Origin of the sequence: Nocardioides marinisabuli (genome assembly GCF_013466785.1) — a bacterium.
Lineage (GTDB): Bacteria > Actinomycetota > Actinomycetes > Propionibacteriales > Nocardioidaceae > Nocardioides > Nocardioides marinisabuli.
Genome location: NZ_CP059163.1, coordinates 3,599,927 through 3,621,545 on the forward strand (window position 1 = coordinate 3,599,927; position 21,619 = coordinate 3,621,545).

General features: G+C 74.2%; 26 protein-coding genes. 21 read left to right on the forward strand and 5 right to left on the reverse strand.

Going from position 1 to position 21,619, the window contains the following annotated elements; all coding sequences use genetic code 11:
• Nucleotides 1-2 precede the first annotated feature (2 nt).
• Nucleotides 3-878: an alpha/beta fold hydrolase gene (locus tag H0S66_RS17305; protein WP_179616466.1), complete on the forward strand. Its 876-nt coding sequence runs from the start codon at nucleotides 3-5 to the stop codon at nucleotides 876-878.
• A gap of 122 nt (nucleotides 879-1,000) precedes the next feature.
• On the opposite strand, the gene H0S66_RS17310 is transcribed toward H0S66_RS17305, so the two are convergent.
• The gene (locus tag H0S66_RS17310) at nucleotides 1,001-2,413 is read right to left on the reverse strand and encodes an MFS transporter (RefSeq protein WP_179616467.1); all 1,413 of its coding nucleotides are present in this window, start codon (nucleotides 2,411-2,413) and stop codon (nucleotides 1,001-1,003) included.
• A gap of 316 nt (nucleotides 2,414-2,729) precedes the next feature.
• On the opposite strand from H0S66_RS17310, the gene H0S66_RS17315 reads away from it, so the two are divergent.
• From H0S66_RS17315 to H0S66_RS17330, 4 genes are all read left to right on the forward strand, one after another.
• Complete coding sequence (locus H0S66_RS17315; protein ID WP_179616468.1) at nucleotides 2,730-3,365, forward strand: TetR/AcrR family transcriptional regulator; 636 nt, start codon at nucleotides 2,730-2,732, stop codon at nucleotides 3,363-3,365.
• Nucleotides 3,366-3,471: 106 nt separating this feature from the next.
• Complete coding sequence (locus H0S66_RS17320; protein ID WP_179616469.1) at nucleotides 3,472-3,735, forward strand: hypothetical protein; 264 nt, start codon at nucleotides 3,472-3,474, stop codon at nucleotides 3,733-3,735.
• Entirely contained in the window at nucleotides 3,732-4,109 is a 378-nt protein-coding gene (locus H0S66_RS17325) for a hypothetical protein (protein ID WP_179616470.1), read from the forward strand. Before H0S66_RS17320 ends, H0S66_RS17325 begins: the two co-directional genes overlap by 4 nt.
• A gap of 74 nt (nucleotides 4,110-4,183) precedes the next feature.
• Nucleotides 4,184-4,786 carry a hypothetical protein gene (locus H0S66_RS17330; protein ID WP_179616471.1) on the forward strand — a complete coding sequence of 201 codons (603 nt, stop codon included), beginning with the start codon at nucleotides 4,184-4,186 and terminating at the stop codon, nucleotides 4,784-4,786.
• A 21-nt stretch (nucleotides 4,787-4,807) separates the two neighbouring features.
• Here H0S66_RS17330 and H0S66_RS17335 read toward each other — a convergent pair whose 3' ends face one another.
• Nucleotides 4,808-5,269, reverse strand: coding sequence for a methyltransferase family protein (locus H0S66_RS17335; protein WP_179616472.1), 462 nt, complete (start codon nucleotides 5,267-5,269; stop codon nucleotides 4,808-4,810).
• Between the two features lie 73 nt (nucleotides 5,270-5,342).
• Here H0S66_RS17335 and H0S66_RS17340 point away from each other — a divergent pair, with 73 nt between their 5' ends.
• The 4 genes from H0S66_RS17340 (at nucleotide 5,343) to H0S66_RS17355 (ending at nucleotide 8,330) form a co-directional block, all read left to right on the forward strand.
• Nucleotides 5,343-5,819 carry an SRPBCC family protein gene (locus H0S66_RS17340; RefSeq protein ID WP_179616473.1) on the forward strand — a complete coding sequence of 159 codons (477 nt, stop codon included), beginning with the start codon at nucleotides 5,343-5,345 and terminating at the stop codon, nucleotides 5,817-5,819.
• 239 nt (nucleotides 5,820-6,058) lie between these two features.
• Entirely contained in the window at nucleotides 6,059-7,480 is a 1,422-nt protein-coding gene (locus H0S66_RS17345; protein WP_179616474.1) for a dicarboxylate/amino acid:cation symporter, read from the forward strand.
• A gap of 54 nt (nucleotides 7,481-7,534) precedes the next feature.
• Nucleotides 7,535-7,795: a hypothetical protein gene (locus tag H0S66_RS17350; protein WP_179616475.1), complete on the forward strand. Its 261-nt coding sequence runs from the start codon at nucleotides 7,535-7,537 to the stop codon at nucleotides 7,793-7,795.
• A 58-nt stretch (nucleotides 7,796-7,853) separates the two neighbouring features.
• On the forward strand, nucleotides 7,854-8,330 hold the full coding sequence (locus tag H0S66_RS17355; protein ID WP_179616476.1) for a hypothetical protein: 477 nt from the start codon (nucleotides 7,854-7,856) through the stop codon (nucleotides 8,328-8,330).
• A gap of 4 nt (nucleotides 8,331-8,334) precedes the next feature.
• Here H0S66_RS17355 and H0S66_RS17360 read toward each other — a convergent pair whose 3' ends face one another.
• Nucleotides 8,335-9,342, reverse strand: coding sequence for an NAD(P)-dependent alcohol dehydrogenase (locus H0S66_RS17360; protein WP_258016967.1), 1,008 nt, complete (start codon nucleotides 9,340-9,342; stop codon nucleotides 8,335-8,337).
• A 248-nt stretch (nucleotides 9,343-9,590) separates the two neighbouring features.
• Here H0S66_RS17360 and H0S66_RS17365 point away from each other — a divergent pair, with 248 nt between their 5' ends.
• The 7 genes from H0S66_RS17365 to H0S66_RS17395 are packed head-to-tail and all read left to right on the forward strand — an operon-like array spanning nucleotide 9,591 to nucleotide 16,263.
• Complete coding sequence (locus H0S66_RS17365; protein WP_179616478.1) at nucleotides 9,591-10,499, forward strand: universal stress protein; 909 nt, start codon at nucleotides 9,591-9,593, stop codon at nucleotides 10,497-10,499.
• A gap of 52 nt (nucleotides 10,500-10,551) precedes the next feature.
• Entirely contained in the window at nucleotides 10,552-11,475 is a 924-nt protein-coding gene (locus H0S66_RS17370; RefSeq protein ID WP_179616479.1) for a universal stress protein, read from the forward strand.
• A 22-nt stretch (nucleotides 11,476-11,497) separates the two neighbouring features.
• Nucleotides 11,498-12,208 carry a flavodoxin family protein gene (locus H0S66_RS17375; protein WP_179616480.1) on the forward strand — a complete coding sequence of 237 codons (711 nt, stop codon included), beginning with the start codon at nucleotides 11,498-11,500 and terminating at the stop codon, nucleotides 12,206-12,208.
• A 43-nt stretch (nucleotides 12,209-12,251) separates the two neighbouring features.
• Nucleotides 12,252-13,511 (forward strand): bifunctional alpha/beta hydrolase/OsmC family protein, encoded by a 1,260-nt coding sequence (locus H0S66_RS17380; RefSeq protein WP_179616481.1) that lies wholly within the window; start codon nucleotides 12,252-12,254, stop codon nucleotides 13,509-13,511.
• A gap of 31 nt (nucleotides 13,512-13,542) precedes the next feature.
• Nucleotides 13,543-14,181: a SatD family protein gene (locus tag H0S66_RS17385; protein ID WP_218876362.1), complete on the forward strand. Its 639-nt coding sequence runs from the start codon at nucleotides 13,543-13,545 to the stop codon at nucleotides 14,179-14,181.
• Entirely contained in the window at nucleotides 14,178-14,936 is a 759-nt protein-coding gene (locus H0S66_RS17390) for a hypothetical protein (RefSeq protein WP_218876363.1), read from the forward strand. The genes H0S66_RS17385 and H0S66_RS17390 overlap by 4 nt, the downstream gene beginning before the upstream one ends.
• A 55-nt stretch (nucleotides 14,937-14,991) precedes the next feature.
• Nucleotides 14,992-16,263, forward strand: a complete 1,272-nt coding sequence (locus tag H0S66_RS17395; RefSeq protein WP_179616482.1) for an oxidoreductase — start codon at nucleotides 14,992-14,994, stop codon at nucleotides 16,261-16,263.
• Here the strand turns inward: H0S66_RS17395 and H0S66_RS17400 are convergent.
• On the reverse strand, nucleotides 16,260-16,403 hold the full coding sequence (locus H0S66_RS17400) for a hypothetical protein (RefSeq protein WP_179616483.1): 144 nt from the start codon (nucleotides 16,401-16,403) through the stop codon (nucleotides 16,260-16,262). The two genes, H0S66_RS17395 and H0S66_RS17400, sit on opposite strands and share 4 nt — an antisense overlap.
• Before the next feature lie 34 nt (nucleotides 16,404-16,437).
• The gene (locus H0S66_RS20695) at nucleotides 16,438-16,569 is read right to left on the reverse strand and encodes a hypothetical protein (protein ID WP_258016968.1); all 132 of its coding nucleotides are present in this window, start codon (nucleotides 16,567-16,569) and stop codon (nucleotides 16,438-16,440) included.
• Nucleotides 16,570-16,717: 148 nt separating this feature from the next.
• On the opposite strand from H0S66_RS20695, the gene H0S66_RS17405 reads away from it, so the two are divergent.
• The 5 genes from H0S66_RS17405 to H0S66_RS17425 all read left to right on the forward strand — a co-directional run bounded on the left by H0S66_RS17405 (nucleotide 16,718) and on the right by H0S66_RS17425 (nucleotide 21,553).
• Nucleotides 16,718-17,563, forward strand: coding sequence for an alpha/beta fold hydrolase (locus H0S66_RS17405; protein ID WP_179616484.1), 846 nt, complete (start codon nucleotides 16,718-16,720; stop codon nucleotides 17,561-17,563).
• The gene (locus H0S66_RS17410; RefSeq protein ID WP_179616485.1) at nucleotides 17,560-18,201 is read left to right on the forward strand and encodes an N-acetyltransferase; all 642 of its coding nucleotides are present in this window, start codon (nucleotides 17,560-17,562) and stop codon (nucleotides 18,199-18,201) included. Before H0S66_RS17405 ends, H0S66_RS17410 begins: the two co-directional genes overlap by 4 nt.
• Nucleotides 18,198-18,992 carry a spermidine synthase gene (locus tag H0S66_RS17415; protein WP_179616486.1) on the forward strand — a complete coding sequence of 265 codons (795 nt, stop codon included), beginning with the start codon at nucleotides 18,198-18,200 and terminating at the stop codon, nucleotides 18,990-18,992. The genes H0S66_RS17410 and H0S66_RS17415 overlap by 4 nt, the downstream gene beginning before the upstream one ends.
• Nucleotides 18,993-19,131: 139 nt before the next feature.
• The gene (locus tag H0S66_RS17420) at nucleotides 19,132-20,493 is read left to right on the forward strand and encodes a hemolysin family protein (protein ID WP_179616487.1); all 1,362 of its coding nucleotides are present in this window, start codon (nucleotides 19,132-19,134) and stop codon (nucleotides 20,491-20,493) included.
• Nucleotides 20,486-21,553: a hemolysin family protein gene (locus H0S66_RS17425; protein ID WP_179616488.1), complete on the forward strand. Its 1,068-nt coding sequence runs from the start codon at nucleotides 20,486-20,488 to the stop codon at nucleotides 21,551-21,553. The genes H0S66_RS17420 and H0S66_RS17425 overlap by 8 nt, the downstream gene beginning before the upstream one ends.
• The last annotated feature ends 66 nt before the right edge of the window (nucleotides 21,554-21,619 follow it).

A 21,619-nucleotide genomic window follows, 5' to 3' on the forward strand; every position in this document is an offset into this window, starting at 1 on the left:
CCGTGAGCAGACCGGCGGGGACCCGGGGGAGCGAGGTCACCTTCGACGGCGAGGTCGGACGGCTCGCCGGCCAGCTGTGGCTGACGTCGGACGCCGGCAGGCCGCTGGTGGTCCTCGCGCACGGAGGCGGACAGACCCGGCACTCCTGGCGACGCACCGCCGAGCGTCTGGCCGACGGGGGCTCCACGGTCGTGACCTTCGACGCGCGCGGCCACGGCGACAGCGACTGGTCGAGCGACGGCCGCTACGAGTTCGAGGACCTGGCTGTCGACGTGGCACACGTGGTGAGGCAGGCGCGCCTCAGGACGGGTCGGGACCGGGTGGTCCTCGTGGGCGCCTCGATGGGCGGAGCGTCGAGCATGATGGCGCTCGCGGCGGACCCGGACCTCGCCGACGCGCTCGTCCTCGTCGACGTGACACCCAAGGTCGAGGTCGCCGGCATCGAGCGGATCCACCGGTTCGTCACGGCGGCCCCCGACGGCTTCGAGGACCTCGAGGCCGTCGGCCGGGCCGTCTCGGCGTACAACCCGCACCGCAAGAACCCCGGCAACCTGGACGGGTTGCGCAAGAACCTGCGCCGGCGGGACAACGGTCGCTGGTACTGGCACTGGGACCCGGCCTTCTTCTCCAGTCGACCCGGCGCGACGCCCCAGGACCTGCAGGAGCCGCTGGAGCGAGCCGCCGGCCGCATCACCCGTCCGACGCTGCTGGTGCGCGGGACGGCGTCCGACATCGCCACCGAGGACGGGGTCGGCCTCCTGCGGACCCTGATCCCCCAGGCACGGGTCGCGGACGTGGCGGGTGCCGGTCACATGGTGACCGGCGACGACAACGACGTCTTCGCGGCCTCGCTCGAGGAGTTCCTGGTCGAGCTGTGACCCGGCAGCAGACTGCCGGGCGCCTCCACCGCCACCGAGCCCCCCGCCACCACCGGCGGGGGGCTCGGTGGCGGCAGGGGACCACGGGGCTGCCTCGGGAGGCTGCTGCCGGTCGGCGCCGGCTACGGGACCGACAGGGCCGCGGAGTCGCCCTCGTCGGCCAGGACCGTGTTGGGAGCCAGGTCGGACCGGGTCTCCGAGGGGCGGATGAGCATGGCCGTGACGGTGACGAGCCCGGTGCAGATGGCGATGAAGAGCCAGATGCCGTTGTAGTTGGTGCCTTGGGGCACCGCGGTCTGGGGGATGAAGGACGACGTCAGGATGGCCGAGACGATCGCCGGCCCGAGTGCGCCCAGTCCGGTCGCCACGACGCGTGCCCCACCGGCGACCATGCCCTCCTCGCCGGGGCGGGAGGCTCGCATGTAGGCGGCGGCCGCTGCGGTCACCATCAGCAGGTAGGAGAACGCCCACACGACCATGATGAGCAGGTAGTCCGTCCGTGACGGCGTCTCGTCCAGCGTGAACCAGATGAAGCCGATGGTCGAGATCACGCCGCCGAGGACCGCGGTGTCGCGCAGGCCGAGGCGCGTGAGCAGGGGGCGCAGGGTCAGGCCGCCGAAGCCGATGATGATGCCGAGCGGCAGGAAGTACAGACCGATCGAGAACGAGGTCATGCCGAAGCCGTACCCGACCACCTCAGGGGTGGCCATGTACTGGCTGGCGGTCAGGACGAAGCTGCCTGCCAGGAAGGAGCCGAACGCGGCCACGACACAGGCGGGCCACACCTCGCGGCGCCCGAGCACGCGCAGGTCGATGATCGGGTTGGGTGCCCGCAGCTCCCACGCGACCCAGAGCAGCAGCCCGGCGACGCCGAGGACGAGCAGTGCGACGACACGGCCGGACGTCCACTCCCAACGGTTGCCCTGGCTGAGCCCGAGCGTGAGCGCGGTGAGCGCGGCGACGAGCAGGCCGGCGCCGACGTAGTCGATCGACGAGACGACCCGCGTGCTGACCTCGGGCAGCAGCCACAGCAGGACGAACCCGAGGACGGCGAGGGCGGCGATGATCGCCAGGACCGTCTGCGCCGTGCCGCCGACCTTGATGACGAACCCGCCGAGCAGGAACGAGACGACCAGTCCGGCGCCGATGACGGCGGTCATGAAGCCCGCGGCGAAGTCGACGCTGTCGTTGCTGTCGCTGAAGCTGCGCATGTAGGCGTAGAGCAGCGGGAGGCAGGCTGCGCCGACAGCGGTCATGGCGCGCCCGATGATCAGCAGCGTGGCGCCGTCGGCCAGGGCGGCGAGCACCGCACCCGTGGCAGCGATGCCGGACGAGATGAGCATGACCCGCCGGATGCCGAAGAGGTCGCCGACCCGAGCCAGGATCGGGATCGTCCCCGCTCCGACGAGACCCATCACCGCCAGCGTCCAGGTCAGCTGGACGGGGCTGAGCCCGTAGTGCACCACCAGGTCGGCCAGGATCGGGATCAGGGCGAACGCCTCCGCGTCGAGCGTGAAGATCAGCAGGGTCGCCACCGCGAGGATCACCGCCTTGTTCGGTGCCGCCGGGCGGGGTGGGTGCCCCTCCGCCTTCGCCAGGGGAGTGTGAGATGAGTTCACGACGTCTCTTTCCAGTCTCGAGGTGACGCGTCGTGCGCTGGGACGCGGACGCGACCGTGACCTGTGTCACGAGGTGCGCGTGACGCTAACCACAAGTTGGCTGGATGACAAGTAACTTGTCCAGGACTGGTCGCGGGGCTGCCCGCCGTCCAGGGGAGCGCCCCGGTCCCAGGCGGACCGCGACGAGCGGGCCGCTCCGGCCGGGAGGGGTGGTGCGGCCTATAGTCCCGCCATGTCCCCGAGTCCGAACGGCGTCGCGCGCCGCAGCCAGGCCGACAGGACCGCGGAGTCCCGCGAGAAGCTCGTCAGCGCCGCCATCGAGCTGCTCGGGACCCGCGGGTACGCGAAGACCACGATGTCGGAGATCGGCCGGGTGGCGCAGCTGAGCCGAGGGCTCGTCTCGCACCACTTCGGTACCAAGGACCAGTGCATGGTCGAGGTGGTCCGCAGCATCCAGGAACGACTGCGGGGGGCCCTGACGGCCATCCCCGACCTGCACGGGATCGAGGTGCTCGACTACTTCGTCGACCAGTACCTGAGCGGCGGACGTGACTACACGAACCTGTCGCGCGCCATGTACGTCATCATCGTCGAGTCCACGACCTCGACGCCGGAGCTGCGCGAGGCCGTCGCCGCGAACAACGCGCTGTTCCGGTCCCTGGTGGCCGGCTGGGTGCGCGAGGGCGTCGAGGCCGGGGACTTCGACCTGCGCGGCTACACGGCCGAGGATGCCGGCAGGATGGTGGAGGCGCTGCTCCGAGGAGTCCTGGTCCAGCACCTGGCCGACCCGGACACGATGGATCTCGAGCGCAGTGGCGAGCTCGCCAAGCGTCTCATCCGGGAGATGTTCGTGCTGCCCGGCGCCTGAGGCGCTGCCCCCCCCGTCAAGGACCTTCGCCCCTTCCGCCGTTCGGCTGCCGCCTGTGGGGTGGGAGCAGTACGGACTGGTGAGGCCGACGGACGAGGAGCTCGCCATGGGTGACGCCCTGGGCCTCCGGCGACTGTGGTGGTCGGTGGTGGCGCGACCGGTCGAGGGGCTCGCGAGCGCCGGGCACAGCGGTGCGCCGCTGCGCACCGGGTTGGCGGCCCTCGCGCTCGTCCTGGGCACCTACACGCTGATCCTGCTGGTGTTCCTGCTGCGCGACTACCCCGCCGCAGCCCCGTCCGTCCTGCCGCTCACGGCGGAGGAGCAGTACGCCTACCAGATCTGGTACCAGGGCCGCTGTTCCTGGCCATGACCGCCGCTCTCGCCTGGCTGCTGGCAGGGGTCTCCGACCGGAGCGGATCGGAGGCGGCCGGCTTCCCCGGGGTGTTCGCGCAGGTCAGCCTGGCCACGACGGTCCCCTTCGCGCTCACCACCATGCTGGTGGAGGCGGTGGTGGCCGTGATCGTGCTGGTCGGCCTGGTGACGCCCGACGAGGCGCTCGGCTGGTTGACCGGCGAGGGCGCCGGCTTCGCTGCGGCCTACCAGCTCGCAGGGGTGCTGTGGGTGGTCGCCCTGCTGGCCGTCGTCGCGCGGCTCGCGACGGGAGCGCGCTGGCACCTCGCGGCGGTGCTGGGCCTGCTGCTCGCTGCGGCGTACGGCCTGCCGATAGGCCTCCTCATCCGGTGACAGCGCCTCGGTGCAGGCGTAACGTCGATGGGTGCCCGCTCCGGGCGGGGTGGGCTCTGGAGAGGGGAGGAGACATGTTCATCCAGGTCATCCAGGGGCGGTGCAACGATCCAGGTCGACTGCGCCAGCTCACGGAGGAGTGGACCGAGACCCTGGGGCCGAGCGCCGAGGGCTGGCTCGGCGGGACCTACGGGGTCACCGACGACGGGGAGGCCGTCGCGGTCGTGCGCTTCGAGTCGCGCGAGGCTGCGGAGCGCAACTCGGCACGGCCCGAACAGGGCGAGTGGTGGCAGCGCATGCAGGGCTGCATCGACGGCGAGGTCAGCGTCCACGACTGCGACGACGCGATGCTGTTCCTGGACGGGGGTTCCGACGACGCCGGCTTCGTCCAGGTCATCCAGGGACGCATCGACGACCCAGAGCGGCTGCGGCACGTCATGGAGCGGCCGATGGACGCCCTGCACGAGGCGCGCCCGGACATCATCGGCGGGACGCTGGCCATCGAGCCCGACGGCTGGTTCGTCGAGACCGTGTGCTTCCGCACCGAGGAGGAGGCCCGGGCCGGCGAGCAGCAGGACCTGCCGCCCGAGCTGGGGGACTTCGCCGAGGCGATGGCGCACGTGCGCGACACGAGGTACCTCGACCTGCACCGGCCCTGGTTCGCCAGCGCGCGTTGATCCAGGGGAGGACGAGGAGCCTCAGGCGCCGACCGGCGCGAGCCAGCGGGGGACCCGGGCCCGGTAGGCGTCGTACTCGGCGCCGAACTTCGCGCTGAGGGCCGCCTCCTCGGCGGCGATCTGCAGCCGGTCGACGACGGTCACGAACGCAGCGACCGGCAGCAGCGCCACCGGCGAACGGCGGGCGAGGGCGTGGCCGACCAGCATGCCCGTGAGGCCGACATACATGGGGTTGCGGGTGCGGGAGAAGGGGCCGTCGGTGACCAGGACGCTCGCCTGCTCGGGGTGGAACGGCAGCTCGGTGGTGCCGTGCCGGTGGAACAGCCTGGTGGCCGACATCGCCACGCCGAGCGAACCGGCCGCCACGCCGCCACCCAGCAGCCCGGACCACCGGGTCGGCCTCCGGCTGCGGGCCAGCAGGGCCTGGGCCGTGACGGCCGCGGCGGCGTACGCCGGCGGGGGGATCCTCGTGCTCAGGTCCATCGGTCGATGCTGGCACGGTCCCGTGCACCGGGCAACGGGGGCGGTACGACGTCTCGTCTGTGAAGGTGGAGGCATGGACACCACCAGCCCCCGCACCCACCAGGAGTCGATCGAGATCGACGCGTCGCCGCCGGCGGTCTACGACCTCGTCTCCGACATCACCCGCACCGGCGAGTGGAGCCCCGTCTGCGCGACGTGCTGGTGGGACGACGAGTCGCAGGCCGGTCAGGTCGGGGCCTGGTTCACCGGCCGCAACGAGCTGCCGCACCGCACCTGGGAGACCCGGTCGCGGGTGGTCGCGGCCGAGCGTGGGCGCGAGTTCGCGTGGGTCGTGGGCGACGGGTTCGTGCGGTGGGGCTTCACCATGGAGCCGTCCGGCGAGGGCACGAGGCTCACCGAGTTGTGGGAGTTCCTGCCCGGCGGGATCGCCATGTTCGAGGAGAAGTTCGGCGACGACGCCGCTGCCCAGATCGACGACCGCACCCAGCAGGCGCTCGACGGCATCCCGCGCACGCTGGCGGCCATCAAGCGGATCGCCGGCGGCAGCTGACACTCACGGCGGCAGTGTGCCCTGCGGCACATCCACCCCCGGCGGGGAATGAACCGCGCGAGGACCGGGTTCGGCCACCCGTGCGCAGAGGGACGACCGAGGGTGAGCTGCTGACGCGGCGGCTCTTCATCGACCTCCAGCGCGCGCAGAGCGCCCCCTGTCGCAGCTGAGCCCGACCCCCACTCCTCGGTCCCAGCCGACGGCGCACGCCGGTCGGCCGCTGCGAAAGGCACCACCCCATGAGCTCCGCCCTGCCCACCTCTGCACCACCCACCACGCCCGCCTCGCCCCCCGCCCGCCGCCTGCGGATGCCCTCCTTCGGCGTCCAGGTCCTGATCGGGCTCGTCCTCGGCGTCGTCCTGGGCCTGGTGGCCCGCTCGATGGGCCCCGACGGCGTCTCGGCCGCCGGCGAGGTCGACCCCAACTGGCTGACCGAGACCCTGACCACGGTCGGCAGCACCTTCGTCACCCTGCTCAAGGCGGTCGTGCCGGCACTGGTGTTCCTGGCCATCGTGGCCTCGATCGCCAACCTGCGCGACGTCGCCGGCGCCGCCCGGCTGGCCTGGAAGACGCTGGCCTGGTTCGCCGGCACGGCGCTGATCGCCGTGTCCATCGGCATCGTCCTGGGCCTGGTGCTGCAGCCGGGCTCGCGCACCAGCGTCTCCGAGCAAGCCGCGTCGGCGCCGTCGACCAGCGGCTCGTGGCTCGACTTCCTCAACGGCCTGGTGCCCTCCAACGTCCTGGGCCTCCAGGCCGCCGCCGGTGACGACGGCAGCGTCGCGCTGTCCTTCAACGTGCTGCAGATCCTCGTCGTGGCCATCGCGGTCGGCATCGCCACCCTCAAGGTCGGCGACGCGGCCGAGCCGTTCCTGGTCGTGGTCCGCTCGGCGCTGGCCGTGGTGCAGAAGGTGCTCTGGTGGATCATCCTGCTGGCGCCGGTCGCCACGGTCGGGCTGCTGGGCAAGGCGGTCGCGACGTACGGCTGGGACGCGCTGGGCTCGCTGGGCGTCTTCACCGGTGCGGTGTACGCCGGCCTGCTGCTGGTGCTGCTGGTCGTCTACCCGGTGCTGCTGGCCGTCAACGGCCTCTCGGTGCGCCAGTTCTTCTCCGGCGCCTGGCCGGCCATCTCGCTGGCCTTCGTCTCCCGCTCCTCCGTCGGCACGATGCCCGTCACGGAGTCGGTGACCGAGCGCAACCTGGGCGTGCCGCGCGCCTACTCCTCCTTCGCGGTGCCGCTGGGCGCGACCACCAAGATGGACGGCTGCGCCTCGATCTACCCGGCGATCTCCGCGATCTTCGTGGCCCAGTTCTTCGGCGTCGACCTCGCGGTGACCGACTACCTGCTGATCGTGCTGGTCTCGGTCATCGGCTCGGCCGCCACGGCCGGCGTCACCGGCGCCACCGTGATGCTGACGCTGACCCTCTCGACGCTCGGGCTGCCCCTCGAGGGCGTGGGCCTGCTGCTGGCGATCGACCCGATCCTCGACATGGGCCGCACCGCGGTCAACGTCACCGGGCAGGCGCTGGTGCCGACCCTGGTCGCGCAGCGCGAGGGCATCCTCGACCGCGCGACGTACGACGCCCCGCGCGAGGGCGGCTGGGTGCAGGAGAGCCCGGCGCCCGCTCCGGTGCTCCGCACCCCGGTGGGCGCCGACGCCTGAGGGCACCCGCGCCGGGGGGTGTGGCGGTGCGGGGCGGGGTGGCAGAGTCGAAGGGTGATCCCCGCCGCGCTGCTCCTCGTCCTGCTGCTGCTCGGGGCCGCGGTCGGGTTCGCGGTTGGCCGCTCGGCCGCCCCGCCCGGCCCCGACCTCTCCGGCGCCCTGCGTCGTCGTGACGCCTTCATCGAGCACCTGCGCGAGGTCGCCTGGCAGGACCGCGACGTCGCCCCGGAGCTGTCGACGGTGCTGCTCGACGACATCCGCAGGTTCACCGCCGACCCGGACGGGTGGGAGCAGGGCCCCGGGCGCCTGGGCTGACCCGCCGCGGAAGCGCGGAAGCGCGGCGCGGGCCGTGCGATGGGTGCATGCTGCTGGCATGACGAATCCCAGAGCGCGCGCCACCCGTCCCTCCGCCCTCCTCGCGGCAGCCCTCCTGGGCCTCCCGCTGGCGCTGGGCGCCTGCTCCGGCGGCGACGTCGAGGCCTACTGCGAGGAGCTCGCGGGCTCCCGCGACCAGTTCGAGGCCATCGACAGCGGCGAGGCGGGCAGCTTCGCCGAGCTCATCGACGTCTTCGAGCAGCTCGGCGACGCGGCCCCCGACGAGGTCAGCGAGCAGTGGGCCACCCTCAACGAGGGCACCGCCGAGCTCGAGGACCGGCTCGACGAGGCCGGTCTCAGCGTCGAGGACCTCGACGCCATGGTCAGCGGCGACGCGGAGGCCGACATGGACCTCGAGAAGCTCGAGGAGGTCGGCGCCGCCCTCGAGGGCTTCGGCGGCGAGGAGTTCGAGACCGCCGCCGACGAGATCGCCGAGCACGCCAAGACGGAGTGCGACATCGACCTCGAGGGCTGAGCGCCTACCCGGCGTACCGGTCGCTCGGGACGACCACCGCCCGCCCCGACACGGTGCCGTGCGCCAGGTCGCGGTAGGCCTGCGCGGCGTCAGCCAGCGTGTAGAGGGTCGACTCCGAGCGGAGCAGACCGCGCGCGCCGAGGTCGAGCACCTCGACCAGCTCGCGACGGTTGCCCCAGTAGGTGGTCTGCACGCTGGCCTCGTAGGCGATCCCGAAGAAGGAGACCGGCAGCGTGCCCCCGCCGAGGCCCACGATCGTCAGGTCGCCCAGCTGGCGCACGCAGGCCGCGCCCGCGGCCAGGGTGTCGTCGGAGCCCACCATGTCGAGCACCACGTCGGCGCCGCGGCCGTGGCTGGCCTCGCGGACCTGGTCGACCAGGTCGGCACCGGGTGGGAGGGCCAGGTCGGCCCCGCAGGCGAGCGCCAGGTCGCGCGCGGAGCCGCGAGGGTCGACGGCGATCACCGTGGCGGCCGTGGTGGCCTTGAGGACCTGCACGCACAGGTGGCCCAGCCCACCGATGCCGATGACGACCGCGGTGGAGGTGGGGCCGAGCTTGGCCTGCGAGCGTCGTACGGCGTGGTAGGGCGTGAGGCCGGCGTCGGTGAGGGGTGCGGCCCCGAGCGGGTCGAGCCCGTCGGGCAGCGGGACGAGGTGCCGCGCGGCCGGCACCAGCAGGAACTCCGCCATCCCGCCGTCGAGGCCCAGCCCCCCGCCACCACCGGGCACGGGGGCCAGGTCGGGCCGATCGCAGTAGGTCTCGAGCCCGTCGAGGCAGCGCTGGCAGGTGCCGCAGCCCCACGCACCGACGACGGCGACCGGCTGGCCGGGCTCCAGCCCCCGCACCCCCGCACCGAGGGTGTGCACCCAGCCGGCGTTCTCGTGGCCCAGCGTGAAGGGCGGGCCCCAGGGCAGGGCGCCGGCGTCGAACTCGTGCATCAGGTGCAGGTCGGAGTGGCAGGCGCCCGCGGCGCCCACCTGCACCAGCACCTCGCCGGGACCAGGCTCGGGCACCTCCACCTCCTCGAGCTCCGCCTCGCTCCTCCATGCCTTCAGCCGTAGCGCCTGCATCGCGACCCCTCCTGTGTGTGCGTGCCGAGCCTTCCCGCTCCACGGTGCGTGCACGCCGGCACGTGGGGCAGGGGCCTCGGGTCCCCACGGGGCGGACCTTGGTCCCTAGGAAGCAGCGGGGAGGTCCACGAGAGTGGGAGCAGACCCGGGGCCCGCCGGCCCCGGGCGCCACACCGACACGGAGGCCCCAGATGAGCCAGCCCGATCCCGGACCCGTCGTCCTCGCCGTCGGCGACCAGCCGGCCGACGCCGCCATGACCTTCGCCGTCGCCGAGGCCCAGCGGCTGGGGTGCGGGGTGCACGTGGTGCACGTCGTCCACTCGCTGCCGCAGGGGCCCGAGCTGGTGCTGGTGCAGTCGGTCGACGTCGAGGCGGTCGGGCGCCAGAGCCTGCGCGACGCCCTGGAGAGGTGCCGCGAGCTCGCGGGGGAGGGCACCCGGGTCACCGGCAGGCTGATGATCGGGACGGTCGTGCACGAGCTCGTCGCGGCCGTGGAGGACCTCGACGAACCGCGCGTCGTGGTGCTCCAGCACCGCGACCTCTCGCGCGTGCGCCGCCTCGTCTCGCGCTCGACGACGCGCGGGCTGGCGGCGCGGCTGCGGGTGCCGCTGGTCTCGGTGCCGGCCGGCTGGACCGGTCCGCCGCAGACTCCGGGGGGAGCCGTCGTGACCGCCGGGGTGGACTCGCCCGAGCGCTCGGACGCGGTGCTGGTCGCCGCCGTCGGTGCCGCTCGCGCCCACGGCGCCCGGCTCGAGCTGCTGCACTCCTGGGGGTTGCCCGGCTTCTACGACGACCCCGCCCTGGCACGCACCCACGGCGAGGGCGTCGGGCGCCAGGAGGCCCAGGAGATCCGGGAGCGGCTCGACGCCCTGGCCGGCGAGGGGGCGCTCGACCTGGACGGGGTGGAGGTCTCGGTGGAGGCCTACGAGGAGCCCACGGCCGAGCGGCTCGTGGACGCCAGCCGCACCTCCTGCCTGCTGGTCCTCGGCAAGCACGACCCGCTGGTGCCGATGGGCTCCCACCTGGGTCCGGTGACCGGGGCCGTGCTGCACGAGGCGGCCTGCCCGGTGCTCCTGGTCGAGCCCCACCGCCGCGGCTGAGAGACGCCCACCCATCGAGCCTGCCGAACCTGCACCGACAACGGAGGACCCCATGGACGACACCGATCCGCACCCCGTCGTGGTCGCGGTCAGCAGCGACGTCGGCGAGGCCGCCCTCGCCTTCGCCGCGGACGAGGCGGCCCGGGCCGGCTGCGGGGTGCACCTCGTGCACGTCGCCCCGGCCTTCGTGCACGGCCCCGACAGCATCCTGGTCACCTCGCCCGAGGTGCAGGAGCGAGGACGTCGGGCGCTGAACCAGTCCCTCGACCACGCCCGGGCCGTCCTGCGGCCCGGCACCACCCTGACCTCCGAGATGGCCGTCGGCTCCGTGGTCGAGTCGCTGCGCGACGCGACCCAGGACGCCCGCATGGTCGTCGTGCAGCACCGCGACCTGTCGCGGGTACGCCGGGTCGTGTCGCGGTCGGTGACCAACGGGCTCGGCGCCCAGAGCCGGGTGCCGGTCGTCTCGGTCCCCTCCACGTGGAGCCCGCAGCGTCCGCCCGGCCACGAGCCGCGGGTCACCGTCGGGGTCGACGTGCCGGTGCGCTCCGAGGGCGTCCTGCGCTGGGCGGTCGCGGCGGCGCGGAGCCGCGGTGCCACCCTGCACGCGCTGCACGCCTGGAAGCTCGCGGGGATCTACGAGGACGTGGTGGTGGCCAGGGCGCAGGCCGAGGAGTGGGCCGACCGGGCGGCCGCCGACGTACGGGCCGCGATGACGCAGATGGGCGAGGAGGCGGCCGGCGTCCCGCTCAGCATCGAGACCTGCCACGGCTCGCCCGCCGACGCGCTGGTCGAGGCGAGCGGCGGCTCGGACCTGCTGGTGATCGGCCGCCACGACCCCCTGGTGCCGCTGGGCTCCCACCTCGGACCGGTCGCGCGGGGCGTGCTGCACGACGCCCGGTGCCCGGTGCTGCTCGTCGACCCCCAAGGCCCGGGGGTGCCGGGACGCGGCTGGTGGATCCCTGGCGGGACGTGACGAACCCGGGCAAGGTGGGGTCATGAGCGACCTCGACTTCTCCGACCTGCGGGCCATGTTCATCAACTGCACGCTCAAGCGCAGCCCCGACGTCAGCCACACCGGCGGGCTGATCGAGGCCAGCGCCGACGTGATGCGCAAGCACGGCGTCGAGGTGGAGGTGCTGCGCGCCGTCGACCACGACATCGCCACCGGCGTCTACCCCGACATGACCGAGCACGGCTGGGCGAGCGACGAGTGGCCCGAGATCTGGCCCCGGGTGCTGGCCAGCGACATCCTGGTCATCGGCGGGCCGATCTGGCTGGGCGACAACTCGAGCGTCACCAAGCGGGTCATCGAGCGGCTCTACGCCCAGAGCGGGATGCTCAACGACCAGGGCCAGTCGATCTTCTACGGCCGCGTGGGCGGCTGCCTGATCACCGGCAACGAGGACGGGATCAAGCACTGCGCCCAGAACGTCCTCTACTCCCTGGGCCACCTCGGCTACACGATCCCGCCGCAGGCCGACGCCGGGTGGATCGGCGAGGCCGGCCCGGGCCCGTCGTACCTCGACGAGGGCAGCGGGGGACCGGAGAACGACTTCACCAACCGCAACACCGCCTTCATGACCTGGAACCTGCTGCACACCGCCCGGCTGCTCAAGCAGTCCGGCGGCGTGCCCGCCCACGGCAACCAGCGACCGGCGTGGGACGACGGCGCCCGGTTCGACTACGAGAACCCCGAGTACCGCTGAGCGCCCCGCCCCGCCGTCGGGGGTCGCTGGCTAGGGTGCAGCGGTGACCCGCTCCGAGAAGTTCACCTTCCCCGGCTCCGCCGGCCACGACCTCGCCGGTCGCCTCGACCTGCCCGAGGCGCAGCCGCGGGCGCTGGCGCTGTTCGCCCACTGCTTCACCTGCTCCAAGGACGTGGTGGCGGCCTCGCGCATCAGCCGGCGCCTGGTCGAGCGCGGCTACGGGGTGCTGCGCTTCGACTTCACCGGGCTGGGTGGCAGCGACGGCGAGTTCGCCAACACCGACTTCACCTCCAACGTCGAGGACCTCGTCGCCGCCGCGACCGCGCTCGAGCAGCGGCACGCGGCACCCTCGCTGCTGGTGGGGCACAGCCTGGGCGGGGCAGCGGTCGTCGCGGCGGCGCCGAGGATCGAGTCGGTGGCGGCGGTCGCGACGATCGGCGCCCCCTTCGACCCCGGTCACGTGGCCGAGCTCTTCGACGACGACACCCGGGCACGCATCGAGAGCGAGGGGCGCGCCGAGGTGCTGCTGGCGGGCCGCCGGTTCACCATCGGGGCCCAGCTGCTCGAGGACGTCGCCGCCCAGCAGCTCGAGTCGGCGCTCGGCAGCCTCGAGCGGGCGCTCCTGGTGCTGCACGCCCCCGGCGACCAGCAGGTCGGCATCGACAATGCGCGCCTGCTCTACGAGGCCGCCCGCCACCCCAAGAGCTTCGTGACGCTCGACGGGGCCGACCACCTGCTCACCCACCGCCGCGACGCCGAGTACGTCGCCGACGTGCTGTCGGTGTGGGCGGGTCGCTACCTGCCCGAGTCGGCGCCCGCCACCGCCGAGGAGCCCGACGGGGCCGACGGGGCCGGGCTGGGCGCCGGCACCGTGCTGGTCGAGGAGGAGCCGGACCGCCGGCTCGCCCAGTCCGTCCAGGCCGGGCGCCACACCTGGCACGCTGACGAGCCCGTCGGCGTCGGCGACGACACCGGGCCCACGCCCTACGACCTGCTGCTCTCGGCGCTGGGCACCTGCACCTCCATGACGCTGCGCATGTACGCCGAGCGCAAGCGGCTGGCGCTCGAGCACGTCTCGGTCCGCCTGTCCCACCGGCGCCACCACCCCGACGACTGCGCCGCCGCCGGCCACGACGGTGACGGGCCCTGCCGGGTCGAGGCGATCCACCGGGAGATCACCCTGGTCGGCGACCTCGACGAGGCCGAGCGCGAGCGGCTGCTCGAGATCGCGGACCGCTGCCCGGTGCACCGGACCCTCACCGCCGAGATGCGGATCACCAGCGCTCTGACGCAGAAGGCTTAACTTCGCAAGAGTTAACCCATATGCTGAACACATGGGGCTGCTGGTGACGCTGATCGGGGACATGGTCGGCTCACGCGCCCTGCCCGACCGCGCCGGCGTGCAGCGCCGGCTGGCCGCGGTGCTCGACGAGGTGACCGGGCTGCTCGACCCGGCCCAACGCCTCGAGACCACCGTGGGCGACGAGTTCCAGGGGGCCTTCGGCGACGTCGGCACCGCCACCCTGGCCGCGCTGATGGTGCGCCTGGCGCTGCTGCCCGAGGTCGACGTGCGCTGCGGGCTGGGGGAGGGCGAGGTCGTCGTCCACGACCCGACCAGCACGCCGCTGCTGCAGGACGGGCCCGGCTGGTGGGCGGCCCGGGCTGCGCTGGAGGAGCTGGCCCGCCCCAGGCGCTCGGCCGCCCGCACCTGGTTCGAGGGCCCCGACCCCGGCGCCGCGGCCCGCGTCAACGCCTTCCTGCTCGCGCGCGACGCGCTCGTCGACCGCCTCGGCGAGCGCGGGCTGCGGCTGCTCGCCGCCTCCCTGCGCGGCTCGACCCAGGCCGACATCGCCGCCGCCGAGGGCATCTCCCGGTCGGCGGTCAGCCAGCAGTTCTCGCGCGGTGTCGGCGCGGTGCGCGATGCTCAGGCACTGATCTCCCCGCCCCGGGGCGACGGGGAGGACGACACGTGAGCCTGGCCCTGCTCGGCACCTGGCTCGCCGCTGTGGGTGCCGGCGACCTCGTGCGTGCGTCGTACGACGTCGTCTCGCCGCGGCGCGCCGCCGCCTGCGTCGGCGCGGCCCTGGTGGTGCTGCTCTGCGGCCTGGTCCTCCTCGACCTCGAGGCCGCGCGCCTGGTGCTGCTCCTGCTGCTGCTCGGGTCGCTGCAGGCGGTGTGGCTGCTGGGCTCGGCGCTGGCGGTCGGTCCCGACCGGACCGGCCCCTGGCGCGGGCGCGCCCGCTCCCTGGCGCTGCTGGCACTCGGCGGTGGCACCGTGGCGGCCGTGCTCGGCGCCGCGCTGCTGAGCGCCGAGCCGGTGCTGCCCGCTCGGCTGGGCGACACCGTGCTGGCCCGCTGGCCGGCCTCCGACGTGGTCGTCGCGACCGGGGTGGTGCTGGCCCAGCTCGCCAGCGCCAACGTCGTGGTCCGCCTCGTGCTCGACGCGGTGGGGGTGCCGGCCACCTCCAACGAGAAGCAGCTCAAGGGCGGGCGCGTGCTGGGCCCGATGGAGCGGCTCTTCATCGTCGGGCTGGGTGCCGTCGGCGAGCTGACCGCGGCGGCGCTGGTGATCGCGGCCAAGGGCCTGCTGCGCTTCCCCGAGCTGCAGCGCGCCCAGCAGCAGCTGCCGCCCGACGGGCCCAGCGACGTCACCGAGTACTTCCTCGTCGGCAGCTTCGCCAGCTGGCTCGTCGCCCTCGGCGGCGCGGCGCTCATCCACCTCGCCTGACTCTTCCCCCCGCTACCCCCCGCCACCCCGGCCACCACCACACCCAGGAGCCCCCGTGCCCGACCTCGCCGACCCGCTCGTCCTGCCCAGCGGCCTGCGCCTGCCCAACCGGCTGGTCAAGGCCGCCATGACCGAGAACCTGGCCGACGCGCGCAACCAGCCCACGCCCGCCCACGAGCGGCTCTACCGCCGCTGGGCCGAGGGCGGTGCGGGGCTGCTGGTGACCGGCAACCTGATGGTCGACCGGCGCTTCCTCGAGCGCAGCCGCAACATCGTCGCCGACGCCCACCTCGACGTGTCGCGGCTGGCCGCCCTGCGCGAGGCCGCCCGGGGCGTCCCCGTGCTCGCGCAGCTGAGCCACCCCGGTCGCCAGACCAACCGCTTCGTCTCCCGCGAGCCGGTCGCGCCCAGCGAGGGCGCGGCGGTCGCGATGATGGGGCTGTTCCGGCGCCCCCGCGCCCTGAGCGCCGCCGAGGTCGAGGACGTGCTGGCCGGGTTCGGGGCCGCGGCGGCACGCTGCGAGGAGGCCGGGCTCGACGGCGTGCAGGTGCACGCGGCCCACGGCTACCTGCTCGCGCAGTTCCTCTCGCCCCACGTCAACCGCCGCACCGACCGGTGGGGCGGGGACGTCGCGGGCCGGGCCGCGGCGCTGCTGGGGGCCGTGCGCGCCGTGCGGGAGCGCACCGGGGACGGCTTCACGGTGGCGGTCAAGCTGAACTCCTCCGACTTCCGCCACGGCGGGTTCACCGAGGACGACGCCGAGCAGGTCGTGCGCCTGCTGGTGGCCGAGGGAGTCGACCTCGTGGAGGTCTCGGGCGGCACCTACGAGAACCCGGCGCTCTTCGGTGTCGGCGCCGATGGCCAGTCCGGCGGCCAGCCCGGTGGCACCTCGGTGAAGGAGGCCTACTTCGCAGCCTTCGCTGCGAGGGCCCGCGCCGCCGCCGACGGCGTGCCCATCATGCTGACCGGCGGCATCCGGACCCGGGCGGCGATGCAGGCGCTGCTCGAGTCGGGCGCCGTCGACCTGATCGGCCTCGGGCGTCCGCTGGCCATCGACCCCGAGCTGCCGGCCAAGCTGCTGGCCGGCGCGCCCGGGGGCGAGCTGCCGGCCTACCGGCTGCCGACCGTGGCGGGGGTGGCGGGGGAGTCGGAGTGGTACGAGACCCAGCTGCGCCGCATCGGGGCGGGCCGCGACGTCGACCCGGGGCTCAGCGCGGTGCGCGCCGCCTCGGGCTTCGTCACCGGGGAGGCCGTGCGCGGCCTGCGGGAGCGCCGCCGCCGCCTCGAGCTGGCGGCGGCGCCCCCGATCGAGCAGGGTCGCGCCTAGTAGACCCGGCGGCGGGTGCCGCCGATCGGGACGAGGTTGAGCACCAGACCGACGACCAGCAGGATCGCGCCGATCGTGGTCAGGATCGAGATGCTGGCCAGCAGCCCGATCAGCAGCAGCACGAGTCCGAGGATGATCATGGGTTCTCCTTGAGGTGGGGCGAGTAGGCGGACCTCACCGGAACCAGACCTGCTCGCAGCCGGTGCACTCGAAGACGCGCACGCTCGCGCCGTCCTCGAACTCGACGCCACGCAACCCCCACTCGTGCTCGTGCACGGCTGGGGCGACGGGGATCGTCGAGCTCATGGCTGCTCCTGGTCGGGTCGATGCGCCGGGAGGGTCCCGGCGCCGGTGGTCCACCCCGGGTCATGGCCCCGCCGCACGCCGTCCAAACCTGTGGACCACCAGGACGGTCCTGAAGGGTGAGCGGGCCCGGGCCTGGCATGCTGCGTCCATGGCCCACCTCGAGCTGCCGCGCGCGACACCGTTCGGGGACCTGGTCCTCGACGTCCACACCTGGGGACCCGAGGACGGCGAGCCCGTCGTGCTGCTGCACGGCTTCCCGCAGAGCGCCGCGAGCTGGGGCCCGGTCGCCGAGCACCTGGCCGGCACCGGGCTGCGGCTGCTCGCCCCCGACCAGCGCGGCTACTCACCCCGGGCCCGGCCCGACGAGGTCGGGGCCTACGCGATCGAGGAGCTGGCCGGCGACGTGCTGGCGCTGGTCGACTCGCTGGGCCGGGACCGGGTGCACCTGGTCGGGCACGACTGGGGCGCGTCGGTCGCGTGGTGGCTGGCCGGGCACCACCCCGAGCGGCTGCACACGCTCACCGCCCTGTCCGTGCCGCACCTGGCGGCCTTCGGCCGCGCGCTCGTCGAGGACCCCGAGCAGCGCGAGCGCTCGGCGTACCTCAAGGTCTTCCGGCGCCCGGGGGAGGCCGAGGAGTCGCTGCTCGCCGACGGCGAGGCCGGGCTGCGGGCGGTCTACGCGGGCCGGGTGCCGGCCGAGGCGGTCGAGCGCGACGTCGCCCTGATGCGCGAGGGCGCGCTGGGCCCCGCGCTGGGCTGGTACCGCGCCATGACCGACATGTCGACGCTGCCCGACGTGCGGGTGCCGACCACCTTCGTGTGGGGCGAGGAGGACCAGGCCACCGCGGCGGCGGCGGCGCACGCCTGCGGCGACCACGTCGACGCCGACTACCGCTTCGTGGCGCTCGAGGGCATCTCGCACTGGTCCCTCGACGAGGTGCCCGAGGCGGTCGCCGCGGAGATCCGGCGCCGGATCGACCGCGCCGGAGCGTGAGCGCCGCGGTCGAGGTCCGTGCCATGCGGCGCGAGGAGCTGGCGGAGGCCGCCGACCTCCTGGCCGGCGCCTTCGCCGAGGGCACCAACCTCTCCTCGTTCGTGCCGCGGGCCCGTCGTCACGAGCGGCTGAGGCGCTTCTTCACCGTCGCCGGCGAGATCGACCACCTGCCCCACGGGGTCGCCGAGGTGGCGGTGGGCCGACGGGGCGGCGACGAGCGGCTCCTGGCGGTGGCGTGGTGGCACCCGCCCTCGCCCACGGGACCCGACCGGGCGCCGGTGCCGCGGTCGTGGCGGGAGCTGTCCACCGCGCTGGCCGTCTTCGGCGTACGGCGCCTGCCTGCGGCCGCCCGCTCGCGCGCCGCCTCGCGCCGGGCGCGCCCCGCTGAACCGCACTGGCACCTGGCCTACCTGGCCTCGCGGGCCGAGCCCGACGCCCGGGGCGCGGCCACCGCGCTGCTGGAGCACCGGCTGGTGCTCGCCGACGCCGAGGGCGTCGGCTCCCACCTGGAGTCGTCCTCCACCAGCACGATCGGCTTCTACGAGCGCCTGGGGTGGCGGGTCACCGCGCCGGTGCGCGGACCGGGCGGTCGCAGCACGACCGCCATGTGGCGCCCGGCCGGCGGGGCGTCCCGGTGAGCGAGGGGCAGCAGACGCAGGTCGAGATCGTGGCCACCGACCGCCCGGGCGCCCACCTGGTGCGGGTCGGCGGGCGCGACCAGTCGCTGGTCGACCTCGAGGACCCCCGCCACCTCGCCTTCGACTACGTGCGGCGCATCGCCGACGTCGTCGACGACCACGCCCCGGCGGGCGCGGCCCTGCGGGTCCTGCACGTCGGCGGGGCCGGGTTGACGCTGCCGCGCTACGTCGCCGCCACCCGGCCCGGCTCGTGGCAGGTCGTGCTCGAGCCCGACGTCGCGCTGACCGAGCGGGTGCGCGCCGAGCTGCCGCTGCCGCGCCGCAGCGGGATCCGGGTGCGCGGCGACGACGGCCGCACCGGGCTCGCGGCGGTGCGCGACGACGCGGTCGACCTGGTGGTCGTCGACGCGTTCGTCGACGGCGAGGTGCCGGACGACCTGGTGACGCTCGAGGCGGCCGGCGAGCTGGCCCGGGTGCTGGGCGCCGGCGGGCTGGCCCTGGTCAACGTCAGCGACCGCGCGCCGTTCCCGCTCACCCGGGACCTGGTCGCGGCCCTGCGCGAGCACCTCCCGCACGTGCTGGTGGCCGCCGAGCCGGCCACCCTGCGCGCCCGCCGCGCCGGCAACCTGCTGGTGGTCGCCGGCGCCGAGGCGGTGCCGCGCGAGGCCCTGGCGGCCCGGGCCCGCAGCGCCGGCGCGCCGTACCGGGTGCTCGACGACGTCGCGGTGGCCAGCTCCTTCGGGGGCGGACGGGTGCGCCGCGACCCGGCGGCTCGGGGCGGGAGCTCCTGACCGCTACACTCAGCGGCGATCTGGCCCGCATCTGCAAAGGACCCTGAACACCCCCGATGGACGGCTCCCAAAGTCGCCCGCTCTCCTCGTGCCCGCCGCGGTCTGACCACCGTGCTGCGCCCGCCCCCGGAGAGCGCCTGTGACCGCCACCCTGCTGCTCCTCGCAGCCCTGTTCCTCGTGATCGCCTGCGGCGTCTTCGTCGCCGCCGAGTTCGCGCTCGTGACCGTCGACCGCACCAAGGTCGAGCAGGCCGCCGCCGATGGTGACGCCGCCGCCGTCGGGGTGCAGAGCGCGCTGCGCTCGCTGTCGACCCAGCTCTCCGGGGCCCAGGTCGGCATCACCCTGACCAACCTCGGCATCGGCTTCCTCGCCGAGCCCGCGATCGCCGACCTCATCGACGAGCCGCTCGGCGCGGCCGGCGTGCCCGACGGCGCGGTGACGCCGGTGGCGCTGGCCTTCGCGCTGAGCGTGAGCACCGTCGTGACCATGCTCTTCGGCGAGCTGGTGCCCAAGAACCTGGCCATCGCGCTGCCGCTGGCCACCGCCCGGGCCACCCAGGGCCCGATGCGGTTCTTCACGGCCGTCAACAAGGGCCCGATCCGCATCCTCAACGGCGCCGCCAACGCGCTCGTGCGCCGCCTGGGCGTCGAGCCCCAGGAGGAGCTGCGCTCGGCGCGCAGCTCGACCGAGCTCGCCTCGCTGATCGCGCGCTCGGCCGACGAGGGCACCCTCGACGCCGACACCGCCGAGCTGATGGAGCGCTCGGTGGAGTTCGCGACCCGCACCGCCGGCGAGATCATGACCCCTCGGGTGCGCACCCGCTCGCTCGAGCTCAACGACCGGGCCGCGGCCGTCATCGAGCTGACCCGCCAGTCGGGCCACTCCCGCTTCCCGGTGCTCGACGACGACGACATCGTCGTGGGCACCGTGCACGTCAAGAACGCCGTGGCGCTGCCGGTCCACGAGCGCGCCACCACCAAGGTCAAGCACCTGATGGCCAAGCCGATCGTGGTGCCCGACTCGCTGCGCCTGGACCCCCTGCTCCAGCTGCTGCGCGAGGACGGCTTCCAGATGGCCGTCGTGCTCGACGAGTACGGCGGCCACGCGGGCATCGTCACCCTCGAGGACGTCGTGGAGGAGATCGTGGGCGACATCGCCGACGAGCACGACCGGCTCGGCTCCCGGGCCCGCCAGCGCCGCGACGGCAGCTGGGTGCTCTCCGGCCTGCTGCGCCCCGACGAGGTCGAGGACATCACCGGCATCGAGCTGCCCGAGGACGAGGCCTACGACACGATCGCCGGCCTGGTGCTCCAGGTCCTCGGCAAGGTGCCGGTGGCCGGTGACCTCGCCGAGGTCCCCGTGCCCGACCGGTCCGACCCCGACGAGCCGCGCGAGCGGCTGGCGGTGCTGAGCGTCGAGCACATGGACGGCCTGCGCGTCGACCGGCTCACGCTGCGCCTGCTCGAGGGCGACCCGACCGAGGAGGACGAGGATGAGTGACCTCACCGGCGTGCTGATCGCCATCGGCCTGCTGGCCTTCAACGCCTTCTTCGTCGGCGCCGAGTTCGCGCTGATCTCGGCGCGCCGCAGCCAGATCGAGCCCCGGGCCCAGGCCGGCTCGCGGGTCGCGCGGACCACGCTGCACGCCATGGAGAACGTCTCGCTGATGATGGCCGGCGCCCAGCTCGGCATCACCATCTGCTCGGTGGGCCTGGGTGCCGTCGGCGAGCCCGCCGTCGCCCACCTCATCGAGCCGCTCTTCGAGGCGGCCGGGGTGCCGGAGGCGCTGCTGCACCCGATCGCCTTCGTCATCGCGCTGACCGTCGTGGTCTTCCTGCACGTGGTGCTCGGCGAGATGGTGCCCAAGAACATCGCCATCGCCGGCCCGGAGCGCTCGGCGCTGGTCCTGGGCCCGCCGCTGCTCTTCGTGGTGACGCTGCTGCGCCCGGTGATCGTCGCGCTCAACGCCATCGCCAACGCCACCCTGCGCCTGCTGCGGGTCGAGCCCAAGGACGAGATCAGCTCGGCCTTCACCCGCGAGGAGGTCGCCGCGCTGGTCGAGGAGTCCCGCGGCGAGGGGCTGATCGAGGCCGACGAGTACGACCGCCTCGCCGGCGCCCTCGGCTTCACCGAGAAGGACGTCACCTCCGTGCTGATGCCCGCCGAGACCCTCACCACCGTGCGCCGCGGCTCGACCCCGGCGGAGGTCGAGGCGCTCTGCGCGGCCACCGGGTTCAGCCGCTTCCCGGTCGAGGCCGACGACGGCGAGCTCGTGGGCTACCTGCACATCAAGGACGTGCTGGAGCCCGACGAGGAGCGCCGCACGCGCCCCCTCGAGGACAAGTGGATCCGTCCCTTCGCCCCGGTCACGCCCGACGACGCCCTGCACGACGCCCTCGAGCAGCTGCAGCGGCGCGGGGCGCACATGGCCCGGGTGGTCACCACCGAGGGCACCACCCTGGGCCTGGCCACCCTCGAGGACGTGCTCGAGGAGCTCGTCGGCGAGATCCGCGACGCGGCGCACCACGACGACGGCGCGGTGGCTGACGCCGGTGCGTGAGGTCCTCGTCTAGGGTGTGCTCGCCGGGCCGGACGGGCCCGGCGTGACGAGGACGCGACCGACGAG

Excerpts from the sequence above, each read along its gene's own strand:
- H0S66_RS17315 (WP_179616468.1), top strand. The coding sequence starts at position 2,730 with ATGTCCCCGAGTCCGAACGGCGTCGCGCGCCGCAGCCAGGCCGACAGG.
- H0S66_RS17320 (WP_179616469.1), top strand. The coding sequence starts at position 3,472 with ATGGGTGACGCCCTGGGCCTCCGGCGACTGTGGTGGTCGGTGGTGGCG.
- H0S66_RS17325 (WP_179616470.1), top strand. The coding sequence starts at position 3,732 with ATGACCGCCGCTCTCGCCTGGCTGCTGGCAGGGGTCTCCGACCGGAGC.
- H0S66_RS17330 (WP_179616471.1), top strand. The coding sequence starts at position 4,184 with ATGTTCATCCAGGTCATCCAGGGGCGGTGCAACGATCCAGGTCGACTG.
- H0S66_RS17335 (WP_179616472.1), bottom strand. The coding sequence starts at position 5,269 with ATGGACCTGAGCACGAGGATCCCCCCGCCGGCGTACGCCGCCGCGGCC.
- H0S66_RS17340 (WP_179616473.1), top strand. The coding sequence starts at position 5,343 with ATGGACACCACCAGCCCCCGCACCCACCAGGAGTCGATCGAGATCGAC.
- H0S66_RS17345 (WP_179616474.1), top strand. The coding sequence starts at position 6,059 with ATGAGCTCCGCCCTGCCCACCTCTGCACCACCCACCACGCCCGCCTCG.
- H0S66_RS17355 (WP_179616476.1), top strand. The coding sequence starts at position 7,854 with ATGACGAATCCCAGAGCGCGCGCCACCCGTCCCTCCGCCCTCCTCGCG.
- H0S66_RS17365 (WP_179616478.1), top strand. The coding sequence starts at position 9,591 with ATGAGCCAGCCCGATCCCGGACCCGTCGTCCTCGCCGTCGGCGACCAG.
- H0S66_RS17370 (WP_179616479.1), top strand. The coding sequence starts at position 10,552 with ATGGACGACACCGATCCGCACCCCGTCGTGGTCGCGGTCAGCAGCGAC.
- H0S66_RS17375 (WP_179616480.1), top strand. The coding sequence starts at position 11,498 with ATGAGCGACCTCGACTTCTCCGACCTGCGGGCCATGTTCATCAACTGC.
- H0S66_RS17385 (WP_218876362.1), top strand. The coding sequence starts at position 13,543 with ATGGGGCTGCTGGTGACGCTGATCGGGGACATGGTCGGCTCACGCGCC.
- H0S66_RS17400 (WP_179616483.1), bottom strand. The coding sequence starts at position 16,403 with ATGATCATCCTCGGACTCGTGCTGCTGCTGATCGGGCTGCTGGCCAGC.
- H0S66_RS20695 (WP_258016968.1), bottom strand. The coding sequence starts at position 16,569 with ATGAGCTCGACGATCCCCGTCGCCCCAGCCGTGCACGAGCACGAGTGG.
- H0S66_RS17405 (WP_179616484.1), top strand. The coding sequence starts at position 16,718 with ATGGCCCACCTCGAGCTGCCGCGCGCGACACCGTTCGGGGACCTGGTC.
- H0S66_RS17425 (WP_179616488.1), top strand. The coding sequence starts at position 20,486 with ATGAGTGACCTCACCGGCGTGCTGATCGCCATCGGCCTGCTGGCCTTC.